The 24,125-nt window shown below is 73.0% G+C and carries 20 protein-coding genes and 1 pseudogene; 4 read left to right on the top strand and 17 right to left on the bottom strand.

Going from position 1 to position 24,125, the window contains the following annotated elements:
* Position 1: 1 nt before the first annotated feature.
* The 5 genes from aroC to QWZ14_RS09745 form a co-directional block, all read right to left on the bottom strand.
* Positions 2-1,108, bottom strand: a complete 1,107-nt coding sequence (aroC, locus tag QWZ14_RS09765) for a chorismate synthase (protein ID WP_290316455.1) — start codon at positions 1,106-1,108, stop codon at positions 2-4.
* A 129-nt stretch (positions 1,109-1,237) separates the two neighbouring features.
* Positions 1,238-2,119: a glycoside hydrolase family 16 protein gene (locus QWZ14_RS09760; protein WP_290316454.1), complete on the bottom strand. Its 882-nt coding sequence runs from the start codon at positions 2,117-2,119 to the stop codon at positions 1,238-1,240.
* 649 nt (positions 2,120-2,768) lie between these two features.
* The gene (locus tag QWZ14_RS09755) at positions 2,769-4,313 is read right to left on the bottom strand and encodes a GGDEF domain-containing protein (protein WP_290316453.1); all 1,545 of its coding nucleotides are present in this window, start codon (positions 4,311-4,313) and stop codon (positions 2,769-2,771) included.
* Between the two features lie 155 nt (positions 4,314-4,468).
* The gene (locus QWZ14_RS09750; RefSeq protein WP_290316452.1) at positions 4,469-5,257 is read right to left on the bottom strand and encodes a potassium channel family protein; all 789 of its coding nucleotides are present in this window, start codon (positions 5,255-5,257) and stop codon (positions 4,469-4,471) included.
* A gap of 2 nt (positions 5,258-5,259) precedes the next feature.
* Entirely contained in the window at positions 5,260-6,495 is a 1,236-nt protein-coding gene (locus QWZ14_RS09745) for an argininosuccinate synthase (protein WP_290316451.1), read from the bottom strand.
* A 239-nt stretch (positions 6,496-6,734) separates the two neighbouring features.
* Here QWZ14_RS09745 and QWZ14_RS09740 point away from each other — a divergent pair, with 239 nt between their 5' ends.
* Positions 6,735-7,772 carry a hypothetical protein gene (locus QWZ14_RS09740; RefSeq protein ID WP_290316450.1) on the top strand — a complete coding sequence of 346 codons (1,038 nt, stop codon included), beginning with the start codon at positions 6,735-6,737 and terminating at the stop codon, positions 7,770-7,772.
* Here the strand turns inward: QWZ14_RS09740 and QWZ14_RS09735 are convergent.
* The 10 genes from QWZ14_RS09735 to QWZ14_RS09690 form a co-directional block, all read right to left on the bottom strand.
* Entirely contained in the window at positions 7,769-8,422 is a 654-nt protein-coding gene (locus QWZ14_RS09735; RefSeq protein WP_290316449.1) for an ABC-type transport auxiliary lipoprotein family protein, read from the bottom strand. The genes QWZ14_RS09740 and QWZ14_RS09735 overlap by 4 nt on opposite strands.
* Positions 8,419-9,438 (bottom strand): MlaD family protein, encoded by a 1,020-nt coding sequence (locus QWZ14_RS09730; protein ID WP_290316448.1) that lies wholly within the window; start codon positions 9,436-9,438, stop codon positions 8,419-8,421. The genes QWZ14_RS09735 and QWZ14_RS09730 overlap by 4 nt, the downstream gene beginning before the upstream one ends.
* A 3-nt stretch (positions 9,439-9,441) precedes the next feature.
* Positions 9,442-10,233 (bottom strand): ABC transporter ATP-binding protein, encoded by a 792-nt coding sequence (locus QWZ14_RS09725; RefSeq protein WP_290316447.1) that lies wholly within the window; start codon positions 10,231-10,233, stop codon positions 9,442-9,444.
* Between the two features lie 2 nt (positions 10,234-10,235).
* Positions 10,236-11,348, bottom strand: a complete 1,113-nt coding sequence (locus QWZ14_RS09720; RefSeq protein WP_290316446.1) for an MlaE family ABC transporter permease — start codon at positions 11,346-11,348, stop codon at positions 10,236-10,238.
* Positions 11,349-11,350: 2 nt separating this feature from the next.
* On the bottom strand, positions 11,351-12,202 hold the full coding sequence (locus QWZ14_RS09715; RefSeq protein WP_290316445.1) for a TrmH family RNA methyltransferase: 852 nt from the start codon (positions 12,200-12,202) through the stop codon (positions 11,351-11,353).
* On the bottom strand, positions 12,192-13,202 hold the full coding sequence (locus QWZ14_RS09710) for an Ldh family oxidoreductase (protein WP_290316444.1): 1,011 nt from the start codon (positions 13,200-13,202) through the stop codon (positions 12,192-12,194). The genes QWZ14_RS09715 and QWZ14_RS09710 overlap by 11 nt, the downstream gene beginning before the upstream one ends.
* A 4-nt stretch (positions 13,203-13,206) precedes the next feature.
* Positions 13,207-14,139 (bottom strand): hydroxyacid dehydrogenase, encoded by a 933-nt coding sequence (locus tag QWZ14_RS09705; RefSeq protein WP_290316443.1) that lies wholly within the window; start codon positions 14,137-14,139, stop codon positions 13,207-13,209.
* Between the two features lie 121 nt (positions 14,140-14,260).
* The gene (locus tag QWZ14_RS09700) at positions 14,261-15,937 is read right to left on the bottom strand and encodes a stimulus-sensing domain-containing protein (RefSeq protein WP_290316442.1); all 1,677 of its coding nucleotides are present in this window, start codon (positions 15,935-15,937) and stop codon (positions 14,261-14,263) included.
* 60 nt (positions 15,938-15,997) lie between these two features.
* Positions 15,998-18,211 (bottom strand): glycosyltransferase family 4 protein, encoded by a 2,214-nt coding sequence (locus tag QWZ14_RS09695; RefSeq protein ID WP_290316441.1) that lies wholly within the window; start codon positions 18,209-18,211, stop codon positions 15,998-16,000.
* A 105-nt stretch (positions 18,212-18,316) separates the two neighbouring features.
* Positions 18,317-18,490, bottom strand: coding sequence for a hypothetical protein (locus tag QWZ14_RS09690; protein ID WP_290316440.1), 174 nt, complete (start codon positions 18,488-18,490; stop codon positions 18,317-18,319).
* A 159-nt stretch (positions 18,491-18,649) separates the two neighbouring features.
* On the opposite strand from QWZ14_RS09690, the gene QWZ14_RS09685 reads away from it, so the two are divergent.
* The gene (locus tag QWZ14_RS09685) at positions 18,650-20,017 is read left to right on the top strand and encodes a glycosyltransferase family 4 protein (RefSeq protein WP_290316439.1); all 1,368 of its coding nucleotides are present in this window, start codon (positions 18,650-18,652) and stop codon (positions 20,015-20,017) included.
* A gap of 138 nt (positions 20,018-20,155) precedes the next feature.
* On the top strand, positions 20,156-20,608 hold the full coding sequence (locus QWZ14_RS09680) for a response regulator (RefSeq protein ID WP_290316438.1): 453 nt from the start codon (positions 20,156-20,158) through the stop codon (positions 20,606-20,608).
* A gap of 31 nt (positions 20,609-20,639) precedes the next feature.
* On the opposite strand, the gene QWZ14_RS09675 is transcribed toward QWZ14_RS09680, so the two are convergent.
* Entirely contained in the window at positions 20,640-22,094 is a 1,455-nt protein-coding gene (locus tag QWZ14_RS09675; RefSeq protein WP_290316437.1) for an N-acyl-D-amino-acid deacylase family protein, read from the bottom strand.
* A gap of 174 nt (positions 22,095-22,268) precedes the next feature.
* Between QWZ14_RS09675 and QWZ14_RS09670 the strand changes: the two genes are divergently transcribed.
* On the top strand, positions 22,269-23,147 hold the full coding sequence (locus QWZ14_RS09670; protein ID WP_290316436.1) for a polysaccharide deacetylase family protein: 879 nt from the start codon (positions 22,269-22,271) through the stop codon (positions 23,145-23,147).
* Between the two features lie 9 nt (positions 23,148-23,156).
* Here the strand turns inward: QWZ14_RS09670 and QWZ14_RS09665 are convergent.
* Positions 23,157-24,125 (bottom strand): annotated as a pseudogene (locus QWZ14_RS09665) (chromosome segregation protein SMC); the annotation flags it as partial.

Below are 24,125 nucleotides of genomic sequence, written 5' to 3'. Positions count from 1 at the left end.
CTCAGTTGCGCGGCAGCCGGGCCTCGCTCGGGGCATCGGGGTTCTGGGCGCGGTGGCGCAGCAGGTGGTCGGCGAGCACCAGCGCCAGCATGGCCTCGCCGACCGGCACCGCGCGGATGCCGACGCAGGGGTCGTGCCGGCCCTTGGTCAGCACCTCCACGTCCTGGCCGAAGCGGTCGACCGAGTGGCGCGAGGTCAGGATGCTGCTGGTCGGCTTCACCGCGAAGCGGGCGACGATGGGCTGGCCGGTGCTGATGCCGCCGAGGATGCCGCCGGCGTGGTTGTCGCCGAAGTGGACGCGGCCGCCCGGGCCCATGCGCATCGCATCCGCATTGCCCTCGCCCGTGAGGCTCGCGGCGGCGAAGCCGTCGCCGATCTCGACCCCCTTGACCGCGTTGATGCCCATCAGCGCCGCGGCGATATCGGCATCGAGCTTGCCGTAGATCGGCGCGCCGAGGCCGGGCGGGGCGCCCTCGGCCACCACCTCGATGACCGCGCCGAGCGAGGAGCCGGATTTGCGGACCTCGAGCAGCCTCTGCTCCCAGCGGGCGGCGGCGGCGCGGTCGGGGCAGAAGAAGTCGTTCTCGCCGAGCGCCGACCAGTCCCAGCTGGCGCGGTCGATGCGGTCGTCGCCCAGCTGCACCAGGGCGGCGCGGATGCTGACCCCGGGGCCGAGGACCTTCCGCGCCACGGCCCCGCCGGCGACCCGCATGGCGGTCTCCCGGGCGGAGGAGCGGCCGCCGCCGCGGTAGTCGCGGATGCCGTATTTCAGCTCGTAGGTCAGGTCGGCATGGCCGGGGCGGAAGCGGTCCTTGATCTCGCCGTAGTCGCGCGAGCGCTGGTCCTGGTTCTCGATCATCAGCGCGATGGGGGTGCCGGTGGTCATCCCCTCGAAGACGCCCGACAGGATGCGGACCTGGTCGGGCTCCTGGCGCTGGGTCACGAAGCGGGACTGGCCAGGGCGGCGCAGGTCGAGGAAGGGCTGGATATCGGCTTCCGACAGCGCCAGGCGCGGCGGGCAGCCATCCACCACGCAGCCGATGGCCGGGCCGTGGCTCTCGCCCCAGGTGGTGATGCGGAAGAGGTGGCCGAAGCTGTTGTGGGACATTCCCGGATCCGATGGGGCGGTCTGGCCCGCCAGGTGCGGCTGCGCTGATACCGCAGCGGGGCCGGGAATGCATCAGGCGGCGTGGCGGGGGTGCGGCGGGGGCCTGGGGCGGCCCCCGCCGCGTTCAGCTCAGAGGTACCAGTGGCCGGTCGCCTCGTAGTTCGCGGTGACCTGGGCGGCCAGCGCCTCCCAGTCCACCTTCACCGCCACTTCCACCTGGGGCGCCGGCGCCGGCGCCGGCGCGGCGGCCGGGGCGGCGGAGGCGGCGCCCGGCAGCTCCCAGCGGCCGGTCGCCTCGTAGTGCGCGGTGACCTGGGCGGCCAGCGCGTTCCAGTCGACCGGGCCGGCGTCGGCCGCGACGGCGGCCGGGGCGGCGGCGGGTGCCGAGGGGGCAGGTGCCGAGGGGGCGGGCGCCTGCTGTGCCGGCGCCGGCGTGGCGACCACCGACTGGCCCAGCGGGGTGAACTCGAGGTGGGAGATCGTGAGGGACGTATTGGGGTTGTTGTTCATGAAGCCAATGGTGTTGTTCATGCCGCCATGGTCGTAATCGACCGGGACATTGCCATCGATGGTGCCCTTGGTGACGCCGTCGACCTTGAAGGTGATCAGCCCCGGGGCCCAGATCATCTGGTATTCATGGAAGCTGCCGCCCTGGACGCCGTCGTAGATGACGGTGGCATAGGCATCCGCGCCGTTGTTGTTCCAGTGCACCGTGCCGTACTGCCGGCCCGAGCCGTCCGGGGTGATCTCGAGCATGTCGATCTCCTGGCCGGGCCACTTGTCGTCGCCGGGCCAGAGGATGATGCCGGGGCCGGGCTGGCTGCCCTCGGCTTTCGCGGTGACCGTATAGGTGCCGTAGCCATGGCCGGCGTCGCGCCCGATGGCCCATTCCATCATGGCGGAGTTGCCGGTGAGGCTGACCTGGCCATTGGCCACGGCGGGGACGTTCCAGGCATTGCTGAGTGCACCGAAGCCGCTGTTGAAGCTTTCGGTGAGTGCATTGTTGCTCATGGGTCGGGTCCTTGCGGTTTGCGTTGGCCGGCAGGTCGCGTGACACCGGTCGCCGCGGGGCATGCGGCGGCCTGGGGCGCGCGGGATGGCGGGCTGGAGCAGCCCCGGGCGCGGGAGGATCGCGCCCGTTCGGCAGCGACATGGGATGCTGCCGCGGTCAGCCGTGCGGGGCAGGCGGGCGATCGGCCTCGCTGGCGGCAATGCGTTGCGGCCAAGACACGAGGAATGCCGGGATGCCCGGGAAAGACCCTGCCCGAAGTAGCGCTACGGCCCTATGTGTTGCCATTGAACATAACCGGCTTGGTCACAGCGAATTACTGCAGCCGGAAATCAGCTCAATGCGGTCGTCACATGCGGGATCCTTTCCCTGGGATAGTTTCCGTCCGCCCACGCTTGTCGCGTACTCGTGAGCAAGATTGCGATACGCATTATAAAGTATACGATCAAGGATTGTTTTTTCGGTATTTTTGTGAATCGAAACGGTCCGTGGGGCGCATGATCGGCCTTCGGCAAGGCTTTGCGCCGGCATCACCACCGCCCGGCGGCCGGGCACGCCGCTGGCGTCGCCGTTGTCTTGTTACTGGGCCGGGATGGCGCGGGCGGCGCACAGGGAAGCGCCCGAGGGGGGCCGGCGGCGGTCCGGCAGGACCTATCCGGCCGCGGCGACCTCGATCCGGTCCCGGCCCCGCGACTTGGCGGCATAGGTCGCCGCATCGGCCCGCCGCAGCAGGTCGTCCAGCGACCGGTCCTGCGGCCCGCGCTCGGTGACGCCGAAGCTGGCGCTCATGCGCCGCCCGCCGGGCAGGGCGACATAGCCGATCGCCTGCCGCAGCCGTTCCGCCGCCTCCGCCGCGGCGGCGAGGCCGAGCCCCGGCAGCACCACGGCGAATTCCTCGCCGCCGAGGCGGAAGACCCGGTCGTCGGCGCGCAGGGCGTGGCCGCAGGTCACCGCCACGGCCCGCAGCGCCGCGTCGCCCGCCGCGTGCCCGGCGCTGTCGTTCAGCCGCTTGAAGTGGTCGAGGTCGAAGTGCAGGAGGGCGAGCGGCGTCCCGCCCTGGCGCGAGAGGTAGAAGGCGGCGCCACCGGCCGAGCTGAAGTGGCGGCGGTTGCCGACGCCGGTGAGCGGGTCGGTCAGGGCCTCCCGCGTCAGGTCCTCGGTGCGGGCGACGGCGCGGGCCAGGGTGCCGCGCGCCTCGGTCAGCCGGGCCTCGGCCTCCCGCCGCTCGCTGGTCAGGGCGATCAGGGTCAGCGCATCCATGGCGAAGAGCACGGTCATCAGCCCGACCGACTGCAGCGGGTTGTGCACCCCGGGGCCGTGGAAGGGGCCCTCGCCCATGACCGTGCCGACGGTGGCGGCGACGCAGATCAGGGTCAGCAGCGTATAGGCGGCGCGCAGCGAGATCCGCAGGGTGATCCAGGACAGCGGCACCGTCAGCAGGAAGACCGCATCCGGCCGCACCAGCCTGCCGAGGCCGGGGACGGCGAACAGCGCCGCGGCGGTGGCGACCATGCCGGCGAGTACCAGCGTATCCGCCAGCGAGGGCCGCCGGTCGGAGGCGGCGGCGGTGCGCTCCACCCCGAGCCACAGCAGCAGCGCCGGGGCGAAGAAGAAGGTGCCGCCGCTGTCGCAGAGCCACCAGGCGGAGAAGACCGCATAGGCCTCGGCCAGGGACATCGGCTGCGCCAGCGCGAGCGCCAGGGTGCCGCCGGCCGCGGTGCAGGCGGCATGCAGCAGCACCGCGCCGAGGATGAAGCCGAGCACGCCGCTGAACCGGGTGAAGAGGCCGCTCGCCGGGCGCATCGCCCGGGTGAGCTGCACGCCGGCCCAGGGCCCGAGCGCATTGCTGGCCGAGATCATGGCGGCGACCGGCGGCGCGATGTCGAAGACCGCCGCGTTCACCACCAGGGAGCCGAGGAAGATGCCGGGCAGCAGTCCGGCGCCGCCGACCATGCAGGCGATGGCGGCGATGCCGGCCGGCAGCCAGATCGGCGCCGGAAACAGCCCGTAGGCGCCGAAGAACCGGCCGACCACCGCGCCGAGCCCGGCATAGAGGCAGGCCACGGCCAGGTTGGCCGCGGCCCAGCGCAGGCGGCCGCCCCGGGCCAGCCAAGGCAGGATCCAGGGATTGGGCGCCGGCCGCCGCGCCTCCGCCAGTCCGAGGTCGGGAAGGCTACCCGAATGTGCCAGGGACATGGGCGAGGCCACCACTCTCGGTTTTATGACTATGGCAAGCTACAACAACTTCTCGTTGCTCTCAACGCTCAGCTTGCGCGTTTCTGGAAACGAACCACCGCAGCGTCATCAGGACTTGTGGGTTTGTTGCGGCGGTGTCGCCGCCGGGCCGGCGCCTAGCCGTCGCCCTCGTCGGGGATGCGCAGCATCGTGCCGCAGGCCTTGCAGTGCACCGCATCCGTCTCGTGTCGCTGTAGCCCGCAGCTGTCGCAGGGGAAGCGCACCTTGTTGGGTCGGAACAGCGTCTGCGCCAGCCGCAGGAAGAGCGTGACCCCGGCCAGCATGATGACCACCGAGAGCAGCCGGCCCAGCCGCCCCTGCAGGGTGATGTCGCCGAAGCCGGTCGTCGTCAGCGTCGCCACGGTGAAGTACAGCGCATCGGCATAGTTGGTGATGTGCGGGTTGCCGTGGTGCTGGGTCTCGAAGACCACGCCGGTCATGATGAAGACGAAGACGCCGAGCTGCGCCGCCGCCAGGGTCGCCTCCTCGTTCCGCCGGAAGAAGGGCAGGTCGCTGCGCAGCGAGGCGACCAGCCGCACCGAATGCAGCAGCCGCAGCGTCCGCAGCACCCGCAGGAAGCCGAGCGCGCCATGCAGCAGCGGCGCCAGCAGCAGGGACAGGATGCCGAGCAGGTCGGCCAGCTCCAGCGGCTGGACCAGGCTGCGCCAGGGCCGCGCGCTGGCGCTCTGCCGAGCGATGAATTCCGCCAGCAGGACCAGCCCCAGCCCGCAGTCCACCGTCAGCACCAGGGTGTTGAGTGGCAGGAAGGAGGCCAGGACGATCCAGCCGATGCTCAGCAGGTCGAGGACCAGCAGGGCATAGCGGAACTGCCGCGCCCGCCGGGCCTCGGTCCGGTAGAGCTGCCGCAGCAGGACCCGGGCCCGGTCGTGCCGCGGCATCGCCATGGCTAGAGCGCGCCGCCCTTCCGGCCCGCCATGGCGCCGAGGCGCAGCCGCAGCGCGTTCAGCTTGATGAACCCTTGCGCGTCGAACTGGTCGTAGGCGCCCTGGTCGTCCTCGAAGGTGACGTGCTTCATGGAATAGAGGCTGTGCGGCGACTGCCGGCCGGTGACAATGACATTGCCCTTGTAGAGCTTGAGGCGGACGGTGCCGCTGACGCTGGCCTGGCTGGCATCGGCCATGGCCTGGATCATCCGGCGTTCCGGGCTGAACCAGAAGCCGTTGTAGACGATCTCGGCGTAGCGCGGCATGAGGCTGTCCTTGAGGTGCGCCGCCTCGCGGTCGAGGGTGATGCTCTCGATCGCCCGGTGCGCCTGGTAGAGGATGGTGCCGCCCGGGGTCTCGTAGCAGCCGCGGGACTTCATGCCGACGAAGCGGTTCTCCACCAGGTCCAGCCGGCCGATGCCGTTGGCCTTGCCCAATGCGTTCAGCGCGGCCAGCAGCGAGGCTGGCGACAGCCGTTCGCCGTTGATCGCCACGGCATCGCCACGCTCGAATTCGACGGTGATCTCGGTCGGGGTGTCGGGCGCATCCTCGGGGCGGATGGTGCGCTGCCAGACCATCTCGTCCGGCGCGTCCCAGGGCTCCTCCAGGATTTTGCCCTCGGAACTCGAGTGCAGCAGGTTGGCATCGACCGAGAACGGGGACTCGCCGCGCTTGTCCTTGGCGATCGGGATCTGGTGCGCCTCGGCGAAGGCGATCAGCGCGGTGCGGCTGGTCAGGTCCCATTCGCGCCAGGGCGCGATGATCTTGATGTCCGGCTTCAGCGAGTAGTAGCCGATCTCGAAGCGCACCTGGTCGTTGCCCTTGCCGGTCGCGCCATGCGCCACCGCATCGGCGCCGACCTGCTCGGCGATCTCGATCTGCCGCTTGGCGATCAGCGGCCGGGCGATGGAGGTGCCCAGCAGGTACTGGCCCTCGTACAGCGCGTTCATCCGGAACATCGGGAAGATGAAGTCGCGGGTGAACTCCTCCCGCAGGTCGTCGATGAAGATGTTCTCGGGCTTGATGCCGAGCAGCAGCGCCTTGTCCCGGGCCGGGCCGAGCTCCTCGCCCTGGCCGAGGTCGGCGGTGAAGGTCACCACCTCGCAGCGGTAGGTGGTCTGGAGCCACTTCAGGATGACGCTGGTGTCGAGGCCGCCGGAATAGGCGAGCACGACCTTCTTCACATCCTTGACGCGCATGAATTCTATCCTCGGGCCACGCGGCTGATGGGTGCGGCTAGGCCATGGTCGCCGAGGTCGCGCCCACCGAGGGCGCTCGTCACGCGACATGGAACGCCTAGCGCACGACCGGTGCCGCACCGGCATCGGTCCCGCGCTAGGTGCCCCGGAAGCCTGGGCCGGTAAAGAGGCTGTTTGGCCCGCTGAACTGTTGCGGTATGCTATCGAAACGTGATTGCATCACAAGCATGGCATATCACGTGTTCTTGTGGCTTGCCCTGGCGCCCGCCACGCCGGCCCCGTCCCGGGCCGAACCCGCCCTCCCGCCGCCGAGCCCGGTGCTCGACGTCGCCGCGGTACCGGCCTTGGGGGAGGCCGGGCGCGCCGACTACGCCCGATTCCTGCAGCAGCCGACCCCCCGGGTATTCGCCCTCAGCCCCGACGGCGCCTGGGGCTGGGCCGCGGCGCAGCCCGACCTCGCGGCGACCGAGGCGCGGGCCATCGCCCTCTGCGCCCAGTGGGGCGGCGCCGGGTGCCAGGTCTATGCCCGCGACCTCGCCGTGGTCTGGCCGGGGCGGGAGGCCGTCATCGCGGCCGCGCCCACCCGCCCGGTCCAGGGCGGCCCGGGCTGGGCGGTGGTGCCGGATGGCCGCTTCCTCTGGCAGGGGCCGGCGGCGGCCCGCGGCGCCTATGTCTGGGCGCATGGCCGGGCCGCCGGCGGCCAGGACAGCCGCGGCAGCCAGCCGCAGCCGCATGTGCGGGTCTTCAACAATGCCGGCTGGGACGTGCTGCGCTTCGACCGCGACCCGGCGGTGGACGATGCCGAGGCCGCCGCCGGCTGGCTGCGCGGGGCGTTGCGGGTGCTGCGCGCCCAGGGCTACCGGCGGGTGGTGGTCGGCGGCCAGTCGCGGGGTGCCTGGAATGCCCTGCAGATCCTGGACGAGCCGGGCCTGGCCGACGGCGTCGTCGCGGTCGCCCCGGCCGCGCATGGCCCGCGCGGCAGCCCGGCCTGGCCGGTCGCGGTCGAGGAGCTGCGCCAGGTGCTGGCCCGGGCCCGCAGCCCCGCCGCCCGGGTGGCGGTGGCGACCTTCGACGGCGACGAGTACGACCCGGACCCGGAGGCGCGCGCGACGCTGTTCCGCCGCCTGCTGGCCGCGCCGCAGGTCGCCCGGCTGCTGCTGCTCGACCGGCCCGACGGGCTCGCCGGGCACGGCGGCGGCGCGCTGCCTGCCTTCACCCAGCGCTACGGCGAATGCCTGCTGCACTTCATCGAGGCGCGCCGGCCCGGCTGCGACTAAGCGACCCGGCGCGGCGCCGGCAGCCCGGCCAGGCGCTGCTCGACCTGGGCCAGGGCCAGGCCGAGCGCCGCCGACATCGCCGTCGCGGCATCCGCCGCCCGGACCTTGCTGCCCTGCCGGGCCAGCGGCGCCGCACCCTCGGCGAGGAACTGGCCGAGGATGCGGGCCTCCCCGCTGCCGGATTGCGCCTCCGCCAGCGCCAGCACCGAGAGCGCCGCCCGGCCGAGGCCGGAACCGGGTTCGGCCTGCAGCCGGATCAGCTCGGCCTCCAGCACGAGGTCCGAGCGCAGCCGCGACCCGGGCAGGGTGACCGCGCTGAACCGCCCGCTGGCGGCGAGCCAGCGCCGCAGCGCCTCCTCCGCCAGGTCGGCCGGCGGGGCCGCCCATTCCTGCCAGTACTCGGTGGTGATCTGGCCGTCGGCGCCGAGCAGCCGCAGCCCCCGCACGTCGAGGCCCGGGGCCGCCCGCAGGGTGCGCACCAGCAACACCGGCGCGCCGCGCGCCGGCGTCGCCCGCTGCGGCCGCTCCGGCGCCAGGGCGAAGCGCTGCACCTCCTGGTAGGGCCGGTCCGGCAGGACGCTGCAGCCCGCGAGGGCGGCCGCGAGGGGCATGGTCCGCAGCAGGGTGCGGCGCGTGGCGACGGGGGTCATCGGCGGGACTCCGGGGCTGGCGGCGGGGCGCCGAATATGGCCTGGGACGGGTAGCGCCGGAGCTGCTCGGTGGTGTCCCGCAGGTTGCCCACCGCGGCCCGCAGGTCCCGCAGGATCGGCGCCAGCTCGGCCTGGAGGTCGGTGGTCGCGCCGCGGGCGTTCCGCAGCCCGCCCTCGAGGCTGGCGATGCTCGCCGGCAGCCGGCCGACGGCGCTGCGCAGCTCGGCCGCCGCGGCGGCGGCATTGCTCAGGGTCTGCTGCACCTCCCGCCCGCCGAGCAGGCTCCGGGCATCGGTCGCCACGCCGCGCAGCTCGGCCAGCACCTCCGGCACCTGCGCCGCCTCCGCCTGCGACCGCACCGCCCGTAGCAGGCTGGCCGCCTCCCGCAGGGTGATCGCCAGGTCGCCGTCCTTGACCTGGCCGCGGACGTCGGCGACCAGCGCGATGACGTTGTCCAGCAGCCCCGGCAGGTCGACGTCCTGCAGCTTCTGCAGCAGCAGCTCGGCCGCGCCCTGGACCTGGGCCACGGTGGAGGGCACCGCCGGGACATAGGGGTAGCGGGGCGTCCAGGGCACCTCGCGGGGCGGGAAGCGGTCGGGCGGCAGGAAGTCCAGCTCCAGGTAGTTCACCCCGGTGATGCCCTGGGCCGCGATCCGCACCCGCAGGCCGAGGCGGATCGCCTCCTCCAGCGAGGGCACCTCGCCGATCCGGTTGGTGTCCACGGCGAAGCGGACGAAGACCAGCTGGAAGACGCTGCCGAAGGTCTCCCGCCGCGCCGGGTGGTACTCCGCGGCCACCAGCCCGACCTCCGCCACCCGGCCGATCGCGACGCCGCGGTAGCGCACCGGCGAGCCGACATCGAGGCCCTGCACGGATTCCCGCAGGTAGGTCTCGTAGGTGATGCTGCTGCTGCCGAAGCGGGACGAGGTGAAGAACAGGACAAAGCCGAGGCTCAGCGCCAGGCCGACGACGACCAGCACGCCGACGCGCAGGTAGAGTCCGCGGGATTGCGCCATGGGTCAGCCCCGGCCCCGGGGTGGAGGCGGCGCTTCCAGCACCTCGCGCCGGAAGAAGGCCCGGACCACCGGGTTCTCGCTCTCATCGCGCAGCCGGCGCGGGTCGCCCTCGGCGATCATCCCCTTGGCGTCCTTGTCCAGCATGATGCAGCGGTCCCCGATCGCCAGGATGGATTGAAGCTCATGCGTCACCACCACGAAGGTGGTGCCGAGGTCGCGGGCGAGCTGCCTGATCAGCGCATCGAGCCCGGCCGAGGTGATGGGGTCGAGCCCGGCCGAGGGTTCGTCCAGGAACAGGATCGGCGGGTCCAGCGCCATGGCCCGGGCGATGCCGGCCCGCTTGGCCATGCCGCCCGAGATCTCCGCCGGCAGCCGCTGCGCCGCATCGGCCAGCCCGACCAGGCCGAGCTTCACCCGCGCGACCAGTGCCCGCGCCTCGGCCGGCAGCGCGGTATGCTCCTCGAGCGGCACCTCGATGTTCTCGGCCAGCGTCGAGGAGCCGAACAGCGCGCCCGATTGCCACATCACCCCGATCCGCCGCAGCAGCGCGGTGCGCGCAGCGCCATCGAGCGAGCCCATGTCCTCGCCGAGGATATGGATGCTGCCCTCGGCCGGCGGATAGAGGCCGATCATGTGCTTCAGCAGGGTGGACTTGCCGCAGCCGGAGCCGCCGAGGATGACGAAGACCTCGCCCCGCCGGACCTCGAAGCCGACATGCTCGAAGATGGTCCGGCCGCCGAAGCGGGCGGCCAGGTCCTCCACCCGGATGACGGTCTCGGCCTGCGGCTCGGCCATCGTCACCAGCCCAGGCGGAAGAACAGGATGGCGAAGATGCCGTCCAGCAGCACGATGGAGACGATGCCGCCAACCACCGCCGCCGTCGCCGCGTCGCCGACCGCGCGCGGCCCGCGCCCGGCGCCCAGCCCCGCGCGGCAGCCGACGAGGCCGATCGAGAGGCCGAAGACCGCCGCCTTGAACAGGCCGCCCGCCAGGTCGCCCAGCTGGACCGCGGTGCGGAGCTGGGCGATCACCCCGGTCGGGGGGAAGCCCAGCGCCGCCATGACCGCGCCCATGCCGAGCAGGCCGGCGAGGTCCATCAGCAGCGCCAGGACCGGCATGACCAGCACCGCCGCGATCAGCCGGGGCAGCACCAGCCAGGCGATCGGGTCGATGCCCATGATGCGCAGCGCATCCACCTCCTCGTTCACCGTCATGGTGCCGAGCTCGGCGGCATAGGCCGAGCCGGTACGGCCCGAGAGCACCACCGCGGCCATCAGCGGCCCCAGCTCCCGCAGCAGGGAGAGCCCGACCAGGTTGGGGATGAAGATCTCGGCGCCGAAGCGCCGCATCGGGATCGAGGACTGGAAGGCGAGGATGACGCCGATCAGGAAGCCCAGCAGGATCGTCAGCCCGAAGGCGCGCAGCCCGGCCTCGTCCAGGTGCCGCAGCACCTCGGCGAGGCGCAGGCGCCAGGGCCGCCGCAGGATGCCGAGGCCGGCCACCGCGGCCTCCCCGAGGAAGCCGATCTGCGCCAGCATGCCCTTGCCGCGTTCCACCGTGGCCTGGCCGATCAGCGCCAGCACCGACAGCGAGGCCGGGGTCGCCGGCGCCGGTGCGACCAGGGCCTGGCGGGTCCGGTCGAGCACGGCCTGGAGCGGGCCGGCCGCCAGCCCCTGCCATTCCGCCTTGCCTGCCGTCTGCTCCAGCCGCAGCAGCAGCACCGCCCCGGCGGTATCCAGGCCCTCCACTCCCTTGAGGTCGAGGATGAGGCGGGCCGCGCCCCTGGCCTGCCGCGTCGCCTCCGCCCAGACGCGCGCCGCGGCGGCGGCATCCAGGATGCCGGCGAAGGACAGGCGGAGGCTCTCCCCGTCGGTCCGCGTGGCGAGGGTGGCGGGCGGCGGCGGGGCCATGGTCAGCGGCGCGGCATCTGCAGCCGGCCGGGCGAGGGCGCCGCCTTCGGGCGTGGCGGCGGCGCCGGCCGCGGCGCCGCCTGGGCCGGGGTGCCGGCGAGCGCATGGAACAGCACCGCGGCCGCCGCCGAGACGTTGAGACTCTCGACCATCCCGCCGCCGCGCAGGGTCACGCCCGCCTCGCTGGCCTCCAGCACGTCGGCGGCCGGCCCCTGCTCCTCGTTGCCCAGCACCAGGGCGAGTGGCCGGTTGCGCGGCAGGGCGGCGGGGGCGACGCCGCCGGCGGCGACCGCCGCCACCACCAGGTACTGCCCGCGCATGCCGCGCAGCAGCTCGGGCAGCGCCCGCGCCCGCATCACCCGCAGCAATTCCAGGCCGCCCTCGGCGGTGCGGAAGGCCGCGTCCGAGAGGTCCGCCTGGGCGGCATCATCCGAGAGCAGCAGCCCGCGGCAGCCGAAGAAGGCGGCGGAGCGGGCGATGGCGCCGAGGTTGTGCGGATTGCCGATGCGGTCGAGCACCGGCAGCAGCGGCGAGACCGGCAGGTCGGCCGGCAGGGCATGCGCCGGCAGCCGCTCGGCATAGCGGACCTGGGTGATGGCGCAGATGCCGCCGTGGTGGGGCGTGCCGGCGATCCGGGCCAGCTCGTCGGGCAGGACCTCCCGGTAGGGCCGCCGGGTGCGGGCGAGATGGGCGCAGAGCGGCCCGGCCACCCGGCGCATCGCCTCGGTGTAGAACAGCCGCTGCACCGCCTCCGGCCGGCGGAGGAAGACCGCGCGCACCGGGTTGCCGCCGCAGATGCGATGCGGCTCCGGCGGGCGGGGCTGGTACTCGATGATCGGTGATTCAGGCTGCAAGCGCGTTCAAACCCTCGAAAACTGATTGCGGCACGTCCAGGCCCCCGCCGTCCGCCGCGGTGGCCGCGGCCAGCAGCGCCGCGCGCCGGGCCCCCGGCAGGCGGACGCCCTCCTCGGCCAGCATGGCCGCGACCAGCGTCTCCACCCGCTCCAGGTAGGTGGCCTCGCCGGCCAGGGCGCCGGGGTCCACCGCCAGCAGGAACTGCCCGAGCCGCGGCCGGTTGCCGGCCTCGGTGAAGAGGCTGTCCGCCTCGAAGCCGAAGGCCGCGCCGGTCAGCGCCACGCAGAGCAATTCCACCACCAAGGCCAGCAGCGCCCCCTTCGTCCCGCCCATCGCCAGCATCGCGCCCGAGAGGGCGGCGCCGGCATCCGTCGTCGGCTGCCCCGCAGCATCCAGCGCCCAGCCGGGCGGGATCGGCTGCCCAGCCTTGGCCGCGAGCATGATCTTGCCCCGTGCAACCTCTGATAGCGCCAAATCGATCACCAGTGGGCCACCATTCCGCCTCGGAAACGCCGCTGCCACCGGATTGGTTCCCATCAACGGGCGCCGTCCGGCCGGCACCGGCATGGCCGCCGGCGAATTGGTGAAGGCCAGCGCCACCAGCCCTTCGGCCGCCAGCGCCGCGACCGGCAGGCCCATGGCGCCGGAATGCTGGCTGTTGGTGATGCCGACGCAGGCGATGCCGAAGGCCCGCGCCCGCCGGGCGGCCTCGGCGACGGCCAGCTCCAGCGCCGGATAGGCCAGCCCGTCCCGGGCATCGACCAGCGCGGCGCCGCCGCGCTCGGCGACGACCGCGGCGACCGCCGTGCCGTCGGCGCGGCCGTTGCGCAGGAAGGCGGCGTATTGCGCCACGCGGGACAGGCCGTGCCCGGCCTGGCCCTCGGCCTCCGCCCGCACCAGCACCCGCGCCGTCGCCGCCGCCATCGGCGCCGAGGCGCCGGCCGCCAGCAGCGCCCGGCGGGCGAGATCCTCGGCCGCCGCCAGGCTCATGCGCGGCATGCGGCTAGTCCATCGCCAGGGCGACGAGGACCCGCGCCGCGATCAGCGAGGAGACCCGGAGGTTGCTCTCCCGCGTCGCCCCGGCGATGTGCGGCGTCAGCACCAGGTTCGGGGCGCCGATCAGCGGGCTGTCGGAGGGCAGCGGCTCCACCTCGAAGACATCGAGCACCGCCCCGCCGAGATGGCCGGAGCGCAGCGCGGCGGCGAGGTCGGCCTCCACCACCACCCCGCCGCGTGAGGCATTGACCAGCACCGCGCCGCGCTTCATGGCGGCCAGCATCGGTGCGGCGACCAGGCCGCGCGTCGCCGCCTCCAGCGGCACGTGCAGGCTGATCGCATCCGCCCGCGCCACCAGCTCGTCGAGCGTGACGGATTTGGTGCCGTGCTCGGCCCAGCCGGAATGGTCGATCGGCAGCACCGGGTCATGCGCGATCACCCGCATGCCGAAGGCCCGCGCCAGCTTGGCGACCCGGCGGCCGATGTCGCCGAAGCCGAGGATGCCCAGCGTCTTGCCGCCCAGCTCGCGCCCGCCGCTGAGGCGTTCGCGCGGCCAGTCCCCGGCGGCGATCTCGGCGGTGGCCAGGAAGGCGCCGCGCAGCAGCATGCCGACCGAGAGGATGGCGTATTCCGCCACCGAATCCGCATTGGCCCCGGCCGCCGGGATCACCTCCACCCCGCGCGCCCGGCAGGCCTCGAGGTCGATGTTGTAGAGCCCGACGCCGAGCCGCCCGAGCACCTTCAGCCCCGGCGCGGCGTCCAGCAGGGCTGCGTCCACCTGGGTCTTGTTGCGGACGATCAGTGCCCGGGCCCCGGCCACCGCGCCGCGCAGCCGGTCCGGCGCGATGCCCAGCTGCGGGTCGTAATGCGTCACGTAGGCTGCGTTGAGCCGCTCGATCGCCGCGGCCTCCATGTATTCGGTGATGACGATCTGGCCCATGCGGCAATACCTCCGGCGCCTGATCCGCCGCCTGCGGCCAGGATATACGCCGGGCGGGGGGGCGGGCGACAGTGCACCGTATATAACGCAGGGTTTCCGCCGGGCTCGGCGTTGCCGATTGTTACCCGACCGGCAGGCGGATCACGAAGCGCGCGCCCAGCACCTTGCCGTCCGCATCCCGGCGGTTCTCGGCGGCGATCCGCCCGCGCAGCCCCTCGACGATCTGCCGGCAGATGGACAGGCCGAGGCCGGAGTGCTGGCCGAAGCGCTCCCCGGTCGGGCGCTCGGAGTAGAAGCGCTCGAAGATCCCCTCCAGCTTGGCCTCGGGGATGCCGGGGCCCTCGTCCTCGACCACCACCTCGACCATCGCCCCGGTCGGCCGCGCCCGCACCCAGACCCGGCCCTCGGCCGGGCTGAAGGACAGCGCATTGCCCAGCAGGTTGCGCAGCACCTGCACCAGCCTGCCCTCGACGCCGCGGACCACCAGCCCCTCGGCCGGGGCCTCCAGCACCACCGTGGGGTCGTTCGCCTCATCCTCGCGGGTCGCGTTGTGCAGCTCGGCCAGGGTCGAGAGGATGGGGGCGATGTCGACCGGCACCGCCACGGTGCGCGACAGCTCGGCATCGACGCGGGAGCTGTCGGAGATGTCGGCGATCAGCCGGTCCATCCGCACCGCGTCCTCGGCGATGATGGCCAGCAGGCGCTTCTGCTGGTCGGGGTTCTCGATCCGCCGCAGGGTCTCGATGGCCGAGCGCACGCTGGTCAGCGGGTTGCGCAGCTCGTGCGCCACATCGGCGGCGAAGCGCTCGTTGGTGTCGATCCGGGCCCAGAGCGCGGTCGCGGCCGACTGCAGGTCGCGCGCCAGGATGCCGATCTCGTCGTCGCGCGCCAGCACGGCGGCGGGGACGCTGCCGCCGCGGCCCTCGCCCTGGCGCATGGCGGCGGCGGCGCCGGCCAGCTGCATGATCGGGTTGGCGAGCGTCTGCGCCAGGTAGAGCGAGAGCAGCACCGTCAGGATCAGGGCGATGACGAAGATGCCGAGCACGCTGGCGCGGATCTCGAACAGCCGTTGGTCGACCTCGCGCGCCTCCCGCGTCAGCAGCACGATGCCGACCGACTGGTTGCCGCGGCGGGCCGGCTCGGCGACCGAGACCAGCAGCCGGCCGTCGGCGGTGCGGCGGATATAGGGGGTGACGCCGCCCTCGAGCGCCAGGCGCAGCTCCTCCCGCCGGTCGGGGCCGAGGTTCGGCTGCCAGTCGAAGGAGGCCGCGTCCGGGTTGATGTCGACCGCGACGTCGGAGGGGCCGGTGCGCGGCACCAGGGTCAGCAGCCGGTCATAGAGCCCGGCGATGGAGCTGGAGAAGGCGCCGCGCGGCTCGGGCGGCGGCAGCGGCTCGGTCACCACGGCGCCGCCGGAGCCCTCGCGCACCCGGCTGTCGGCGACGACCAGCCCGGTATTGTCGAACAGCCGGGCCTGGGTATTGGGCGACGGGTCCACCAGCCGGCGCAGCAGCGGGCGGATCGCCTCGGGGACCAGGACCAGGCGGTCGTCCTGGGTGCGGACCCCGGCCTCGGCGATGGCGCCGGCATAGATCCGGGCCTGGGTGCGCATCGCCTCGACCTCGGCGGCGAGCAGCCCGTTCTGGTACTGGTCGAGGTAGAGCATGGCGGCGGCGAGCAGCGCCGGCGGCAGCACGTTCAGCAGCAGGATGCGCCGCAGCAGCGGGGAGACCCAGCGCTTGCGGCGCGGGGCGGGGCTGGTCTGCTTCTGGTCCGGGAGGACGCCGACATCTGGCATCCCCGGAGTGTAGCGGAAAAGCCGGGCGCGCGAGAGGGATCGCCCGCTGCCGGTGCGGCGCTACGCGACCAGCCGGGGCAGCGCGGCGCGTTCCAGGTAGTCGAGCCGGCTCGCCAGGTCGTCCCGGCGGCAGACCATGACGCTGCGCAGGCCGATGCCGACCAGCCGGGGGTCGCCCGGCGCCGGGGCCACGCCGGGCCCATTCTCGATCTCGATCTCGACCTCGGCCCCGCCGGCGCCCTCCACCTCCAGCATGCAGAACAGCGGCTCCCCGGCGGCGGCGGCCACCGGGCGGAAGTCCGTGGCCGGCTCGCCCCGGACCTGGGCGCGGATGCGGAAGCCGACCGGCAGCGGCGGCGCGACCAGCTCCAGGTAGACCCGCAGCCGCGCCCGCGGCAGCCCGGCTTCCAGCGGCAGGTGCAGCAGGCTGCGGCCGGGCAGGGTCCAGACCCCCCACTCCTCCAGCCGCGACCAGCCCGGCCCGCTCCGCAGCACGTCGGCGACGGCCATGGCGAGGCCGGTCTCCGGCCCCGGCAGCAGCCGCAGCGCATGCACCTCGCCCAGGCGGAGGTCCAGCCGCTCCCGCGGCGGCGGCAGGCGGCCGTGGCCCGCCTCCTGCACCGCGTCCAGCACCTGCGCCGCGACCGCGGCCCAGGGGCGGGGCCGGTGCGATGCCGCCACCACCGCCTCCTGCGCCGTGCGGAAGGCCGCATCGAAGATCAGCCGCTCCAGCTTCGCCACCAGGTCGGGCTCGCTCTGCGGGGTGAAATAGACCGCGCCCTGGCCGCCCGCCTCCCGCAGCGAGGAATGGTCCGGCACCAGCGCCACCCTGCCATGCGCCAGGCTCTCGGTGACCGGCAGGCCCCAGCCCTCGTAGAAGCTGTTGTAGAGGGTGAAGAGGCAGCCGCGGTACAGGCCTTCCAGCTCGGTATCGGCGACGCCGTGCAGCAGGTGGACCTTGGCCCGCAGCGCCGCCGAGTTCTGGTGCAGCTTCAGCACCGCCTCGGCCAGCCAGCCCCGCTTGCCGACGCAGACCAGGTCCGGCACCGCCTCCGCCCCGTGGCGGCGCAGCAGCGTCAGCCAGGCGCCGAAGGCCAGCAGGTGGTTCTTGCGGGATTCGACGGTGCCGACGAAGAGCACGTAAGGGCGGCGCGCCGGTGGGGCCGCAGCGGCGGCCTGCGGCTCCGCCGCATCCAGCGGGATGGGGAAGCAGGGGATCGCCAGCCCCGGCAGCAACTGCTGCTGCAGGCGCAGGAAATCCGCCCGGGTGCATTCGGAATTGGTCAGCACCGCATCGGCATGCAGGCAGACCGCGGCGAACCAGCGGGCGAATTCATCGACCAGGGCCGCGGCGCAATGCTCGGGCACCAGCAGGGGGATGCAGTCGTGGAGGAAGGGGATGTAGCGCAGCCCGTGCTGCTCCTTCGCCTCCCGCACCACCCGCAGATAGTCCGGGATCCACCAGGAGGTCCCGAGGTTGACCAGGCTGCAGCCGGGCGCGAGGCCCAGGGGCGCGGCGTCCCGCAGCGCCTCCTGCACCGCGGCCAGCGCGGTGCGCCAGGCCGGGTCGGCGACCGCGGTGCCCTCCCGCGACAGGCAGGCCAGGCGGCGGAAGAGCGCCTCGGGCACCGCCTTCCACACCCCCTCCCCGGCGACGAAGCCGGCGATCGCCACGCCCGGCGTCGCCGCCAGGGCCTCGCGGATGATGGCGAGCTGGACCCGCTGGATGCCGGTCGGCGCCCGGTTGTGCTGGAAGTAGTCGAGCAGGTCGGAGGCGTCGAAGATCACGGTGGCGGCGCCGGCGGGCTGGCCCGCCGCCGCGGCCGGCGGCGCAAGGTCCCGGGGCAGGTGGCCGGGGCCCGGCATCGCCGGCGGCTCCGGCAGGCCGGGGTCGAGCGCCATGATCTCGGCCCGCGCCGCCGGGCTGGCCGGGTCCAGCAGCAGGGCCCGGGCATATTCCTCGAGCGCCTCCTCGTGCCGGTCCAGGCGCTTCAGCACATGGCCGATCTGCAGGTGGATGTCGGCATCGCCGGGCTGCAGCCGCTCGGCCTCCCGGTAGGCCAGCAGGGCCCGGTCCGGGTCGCCGGATTCCTTCAGGCAGTGGCCGTACTGGACGCGGATCGCCCAGTGGTCGGGGCGGAGCCGGAGGAAGGCGGCATAGGCGTCGGCGGCCTCGGACCAGGCCTGCTGGTCACGGAGGGCATCGGCGCGGGCGAGGAGGGCATCGGCATCGGCGGTCGCGTCCGGCGATTCCACCCATGAGATCATATCCATCCGATGGCTCCTGCCGGTAGAAGGCGTTCCTGGCGGTCGCATCACCACCATAGGGCGTTGCTACCGCAAACAGGCCTCTCCCAGTAGGGTCACATCGTTTCTAATTCAAGCGAATGCGAGCAGCGCCAGCAGGGCGACGGGCGAGAGGAGCAGGAGAATGGCGCTCGCCCGGACCATCAGCACCGCCAGCTCCGCCATGCCCATGGCCGCGACGTTGCGTAAAGGCAACAGCGCGGCGGTGACTTCCAGGCTGCCTACCCTACCAGAGGACCGTGCCACGTTCGGCTCCCAAACCATGCAAGCGATTAGGCACTGCGGCGTTTCGCTTCGCAAGGGATATCATCAGTTGATGTGCAACCCGGAAACGATAACCCATATGAGAGCGTTTCAAGAATTCGTGTGGATGGAACCAGGCCTCCGCAGCCAGGTCCAGCAGGGATGAGGGCGGCCGCCCCGCCGGGCCGTCCCCGGGTCTTCCTGGACGGGTACAACCTCGCGCTCGACCAGGGCACCGGAGTCGCCACCTATGCCCGGAACCTCAGCTTCGCCTTCGGCCGACTCGGCTTCGAGACGGGGGTGCTCTACGGCACCCGGGCGGCGCCGGGCCGCGACCCGCTGATCCGCGAGATCGCCTTCTTCGACGAGCGGGTCGGCAGCCCGCCGCGCTGGCTGGTGGCCCTCCGCCGCGCCCGCCGCATGGCGACGACGCCCTTCGGCGAGCAGGCCGTGCCGGTGCCCATCACCGGCCAGGTCATCGCCACCACCTTCCGAGATCGTCTGCCGCATTTCGACGAGATATGGAACGTGCAGGACCTGTTCCAGCAGGCCCATGTGCATTTCCGCATCTTCAAGCGGGAATTGCAGGTGACCATTCCGCACCCGCCGCAACTCATGCACTGGACCTATCCGCTGCCGCTGCGGGCGGTCGGGGCGCGCAACATCTACACCCTGCACGACCTGGTGCCGCTGCGGCTGCCCTACACGACCCTCGACAACAAGCGGCGCTACTTCCGCCTCAACCGCCGGCTCGGCCAGCGGGCCGACCATATCGTCACCGTCTCCGAGGCCTCCCGCCGGGACATCATCAGCCTGCTGGGCGTGCCCGAGGAGCGGGTGACCAATACCTACCAGGCGGTCGACATCCCGCGGAAGTTCACCGAGGCCCCGGCCCAGGCGGTCGCCGACGAGGTGCGCGGCAGCTTCGGCCTGGAGCCCGGCGGCTATTGGCTGTTCTTCGGCGCGATCGAGCCGAAGAAGAACGTCGGCCGGATGATCCAGGCCTTCCTCGCCAGCGGCGTCGAGGGGCCGCTGGTCATCGTCGGCAAGAAGGCCTGGAAATCCGAGGAGGAGCTCCGGCTGATGTTCGACGACCATATCCGCACCCTGGTGCAGGAGGGCATGACGCTCAGGACCCGGCGCAAGATCATCCTGCTGGACTACGCGCCCTTCCGCCTGCTGGTGAACCTCATCCGCGGCGCCCGGGCGGTGCTGTTCCCCTCGCTGTACGAGGGCTTCGGCCTGCCGGCGCTGGAGGCGATGCTGCTGGGCACGCCGGTCATCACCTCCAATACCGCCTCCATGCCGGAGGTGGTGGGCGATGCGGCGCTGACGGTGGATCCCTACGACATCTCGGCCCTGGTCGGGGCGATCCAGGCGATGGACCGGGATCCGGCGCTGCGGGCCCGGCTGGCCGCCGCCGGGCCGGTCCGCGCAGCGCTGTTCAGCCCGGAGCGCTACGCCGAGCGCCTCGCCACGCTGTACGCCCAGCTCGGCGTGGCGCCCGGGGCGGCGGGGCGGACCGGGTAGCCCGCCCCTGACAGCATAATTTCGCCCATCAAGAGAACTTGACGCCGGCGTCTGCACCAAAGCGCTACATCCCATCTCGCCGAGGCGTGTCTGGCCGCCCCTCTGGGCGGCGGCACGGGCATGGCGATTGGAGCGGCGATGAACCACGCCCTGGCGCTGGACGGGCTTCGAATACTGGTCGCGGAGGACGAACCGCTCGCGGCCATGGTCATCGAGGAGGCGCTCACCGACTACGGGCACAGCGTGATGCTGGCGGCCGATGGCGAGGAAGCCCTGCGCCTGGCCGAGGCGGTCAGCTTCGACGTGCTGGTGACCGACCTGGCCATGCCCCGCATGACCGGCTGGGAGCTCATCCCCCGCCTGCGGGCGCAGCGGCCGGACCTGCCGGTCGTGGTGATGACCGGCTTCCTGCCGCCCAATGGCGAGCAGCTGCTGCAGTCCGCCGGCGGCAGCCCGCTGGCGCTGCTGCTCAAGCCCTTCGAGATCGCCGATCTGGCCGCCGCCATCCGGCGGGTCGCCGCCCAGGCGGCGCACAGGTCTGCGGCGCTCCGGGCTGCGGCGCCCAGGCCCGCCGCGCTCAGCCTCTGCTGAGCCGGCGCCGCGGCGCTATGCCCCGCGGGCCTCAGGCCGGCGCCCGCCGCAGCAGCCGGCCGGACCGCGCCGCGGTCGCCCCGGCCGCCGGCGTATAGGCGGTCTGCCCGTTCACCCAGACCTCGTGGATCCCCGCCGCCGCCTGCCGCGGTTCGGCGAAGGTGGCGCGGTCCCGCACCGTGGCCTGGTCGAACAGCACCAGGTCGGCGAAGGCCCCCGGCCGCAGCATCCCGCGATCCGCCAGGCCGAAGACCGCCGCCGGACGGCCGGTCATCTTGTGGACCGCCGCCTCCAGGCTGAACAGGCCGAGGTCCCGGCTGTAGTGCCCGAGCACCCGGGGGAAGCTGCCCCATAGCCGCGGATGCGGCTGCTCCGCCAACGGCCCGCCGTCGCTGCCGATCATCGCCAGGGGATGCGCCATGATCCGCTGCACGTCCTCCTCGGCCATGCTGTGGAAGATGCCGCTCGCCGGCAGCAGCCGCGCCACCGCCGCCTCCAGCCCCAGGCCCCATGCCGCCGCGACATCCGCCAGCATCCGCCCGGCCATCTCCGGATGGGGCAGGGAGGCGGCGACCTGCACCGGCACGTCCGGCCGCGGCCGGCGGGCGGCGAGCGAGGTGGAGGTGGCGGCATAGGGATAGACGTCGAAGGCGACCGGCTGCCGCGCCGCGCCGGCCTCGATCATCGCCAGCGTCTCCCGCGACCGGCCGTGGTTCTCCGGCATGGCGCATTTGTGGTGGCTGATCACCACCGGCACCCCGGCCGCGGCACCGATGCCCAGCGTCTCCGCGATGCTGTCGAGCACCCCGTCCGCCTCGTCCCGCATGTGGGTGACGTAGAGGCCCCGCTGCGCCCGCAGCGCCTCCGCCACCGCGATCACCTCGTCGGTCGGGGCATGCCGGCTTGGCGCATAGAACAATCCGGTGGAGAAGCCGGCAGCGCCCTCGGCCAGGGCCTGCGCCAGCTGCCGGCGCATCGCCGCCGCCTCCCGGTCGGTCGCGGGCCGGTCGAGCGCCGCCCCCATCGCCCCTAGGCGCAGCGACATGTGGCCGATCAGCGCCAGGGTGTTCACCGAGGACGGCTCCCGCGCCAGCCGGTCCGCATAGGCGGCGAAGCTGTCGAAGACCCACCATTCCGGGGCGCAGACCTGGTCCAGCGGCGCCGGCGGCCGGGTCGCCATCGGCACCGGCGAGAGGCTGATGCCGCAATTGCCGACGACCACGCTGGTCACCCCCTGGGAGGTCTTGCAGAGCATGCAGGCCGGGCCGCAGAGCACCATCTGGTCGTCATGGGTATGGGCGTCGATGAATCCCGGCGCCAGGACCCGGCCCGCGGCCAGCACCTCCCGGTCGCCGCTGGCGCCGCCGAGGTCGCCCATGGCGACGATCCGGTCGCCGGTCACGCCGAGGTCGCCGCGCCGGCGCGGCCCGCCGCTGCCGTCGACCAGGGTGGCGTCGCGGATGATGAGGTCGCAGCGCAGCGCCATGGTCCGTCCTCCTCCGGTGGGGGCAAGGGTGGCGCGGCGCTGGCACGGCGCCAAGCCGTCGTTGACGCGGCGCCGCGCGGCGCCGGATGCTCAGCCTTCGGACAGGAGCCCCCCGATGACCCAGCCCGCCCGACATGCCCGCCGCCCCGCGGCCGCCGGTGAGGAGGCTTCGGCATGAGCCTGCAGCCGCGGGACCGAATCCCCTATTCCGCCATCGTCGACCGGCCGCCGCTGGTGCTGCCCGGCGGGGCCCGCATCGTGGTCTGGAGCATCGTCAACCTCGAGGTCTGGGACATCGCCAGGCCGATGGCGCGGCAGGTGCTGCCGGCGCCGACCGGGCAGGTGCTGCTGCCCGACGTGCCCAACTGGTCCTGGCACGAATACGGCATGCGCGTCGGCGTCTGGCGCTTCTTCAGGCTGTTCGAGAGGCTGGGCATCGCCCCCACCCTCTCGATCAACGCCCGGGTCTGCCAGGACTACGCGCGGGTGGCGCGGCAGGCGCATGGCGCCGGCTGGGAGTTCATAGGCCATAGCTGGGAACAGGGGCCGATCCACAAGGAGCCCGACCAGGCCGCGATGATCGCCCGCTCGATGGCGGAGATCGAGCGTTTCACCGGCCGCCGCCCCGTCGGCTGGCTCGGACCCGGGCTGACCCAGACGCTGGAGACGCCGGAGCTGCTGGCCGAAGCCGGCGTGCAGTACATCGGCGACTGGGTCTACGACGACGAGCCGACGACGATCCATACGGAGAAGGGTCCGTTGGTCACGCTGCCCTATACCGTCGAGCTGAACGACATCCCGATGATGCTGGTCCAGCACCATGAGAGCGACTACCTGCTCAAGCGCGCCATCGACCAGTTCGACCGGCTGTACGAGGAAGGGGCGGAGCGGGCGAAGATCATGTCCATCGCCATCCATCCCTACATTTCCGGCCAGCCGCACCGGATCAGGTATCTGGAAGCCTTCTACGACCATGTGGCGAAGTACAGCGGCGTGCTGCACTGGAACGGCGTGCAGCTGCTCGACTGGTACCGCGGCCAGCCGAAGGGCTGAAGCCCCGCCTCAGCCCGCTGCCTGCTGGCCTTCCACCATCTCCACCGCGCGGCCGAGGTCGACGCTCAGCAGCCGGCTGACGCCGCGTTCCTGCATCGTCACGCCGTAGAGGCGATGCATTCGCGCCATGGTCAGCGGATGGTGCGTGACGATCAGGAAGCGGGTGCCGCTTTCCGCCGCCATGCCGTCCAGCAGGTCACACAGCCGCTCGACATTGGCGTCGTCGAGCGGGGCGTCGACCTCGTCGAGCACGCAGACCGGCGCGGGCTGGCAGCGGAAGACGGCGAAGATCAGGGAGAGCGCGGTCAGCGCCTGCTCACCGCCCGAAAGCAGGCTCAGCGCCGAGAGCTTCTTGCCCGGCGGCTCGGCATAGATCTCGAGCCCGGCTTCCAGCGCATCCTCCGAGCCGACCAGCGCGAGATGGGCCCGGCCGCCGCCGAACAGCCGGCTGAACAGGGCGCGGAATTCGGTATCGACCCGGTCGAAGATGGCGCGCAGCCGCTCGCGGCCTTCCCGGTTGAGCGAGCCGATCGAGCCCCGCAGCTTGGCGATGGCGCTGCCGATCTCCTCGCGCTCGCGGGTGATGGTGGCGATGCGCTCCTCGATCTCCGCCATCTCGACATCGGCGCGGAGGTTGACTGGGCCCATCTCCTCCCGCTCCTTCGAGAGACGCTCCAGCTTGCGCCGGGCCTTGTCCTCGGCGGCGTCGGTCAGCTCCTCCGGCGGCGGCAGCTCGGCGCCCTCGCCGAGGCGCTCGGCGACGCGTTCCTCCACCGCAGTGGCGGCGGCCTCGGCCTGGGCGGCGGCGCCCTCGCCCCGGAGCTGCGCCTCGCGGGCGGCGGCGAAGGCGGCATCGGCGGCACGGCGGGCCTCGTCGGCCGCCTGGCGCTCGGCCTCGGCGGCGGCGAGGCGTCGGGCGGCCTCGGCATGCAGGGCTTCGGCCTCGGCCAGGATGGCGCCGGCCTGGCGGCGGCGGGC

The sequence above is a fragment of the Paeniroseomonas aquatica genome, assembly GCF_030409335.1.
Lineage (GTDB): Bacteria > Pseudomonadota > Alphaproteobacteria > Acetobacterales > Acetobacteraceae > Belnapia > Belnapia aquatica.
The sequence above is the reverse complement of the archived record's forward strand: the minus strand, read 5'-3'. Positions and strand labels throughout refer to the sequence as shown.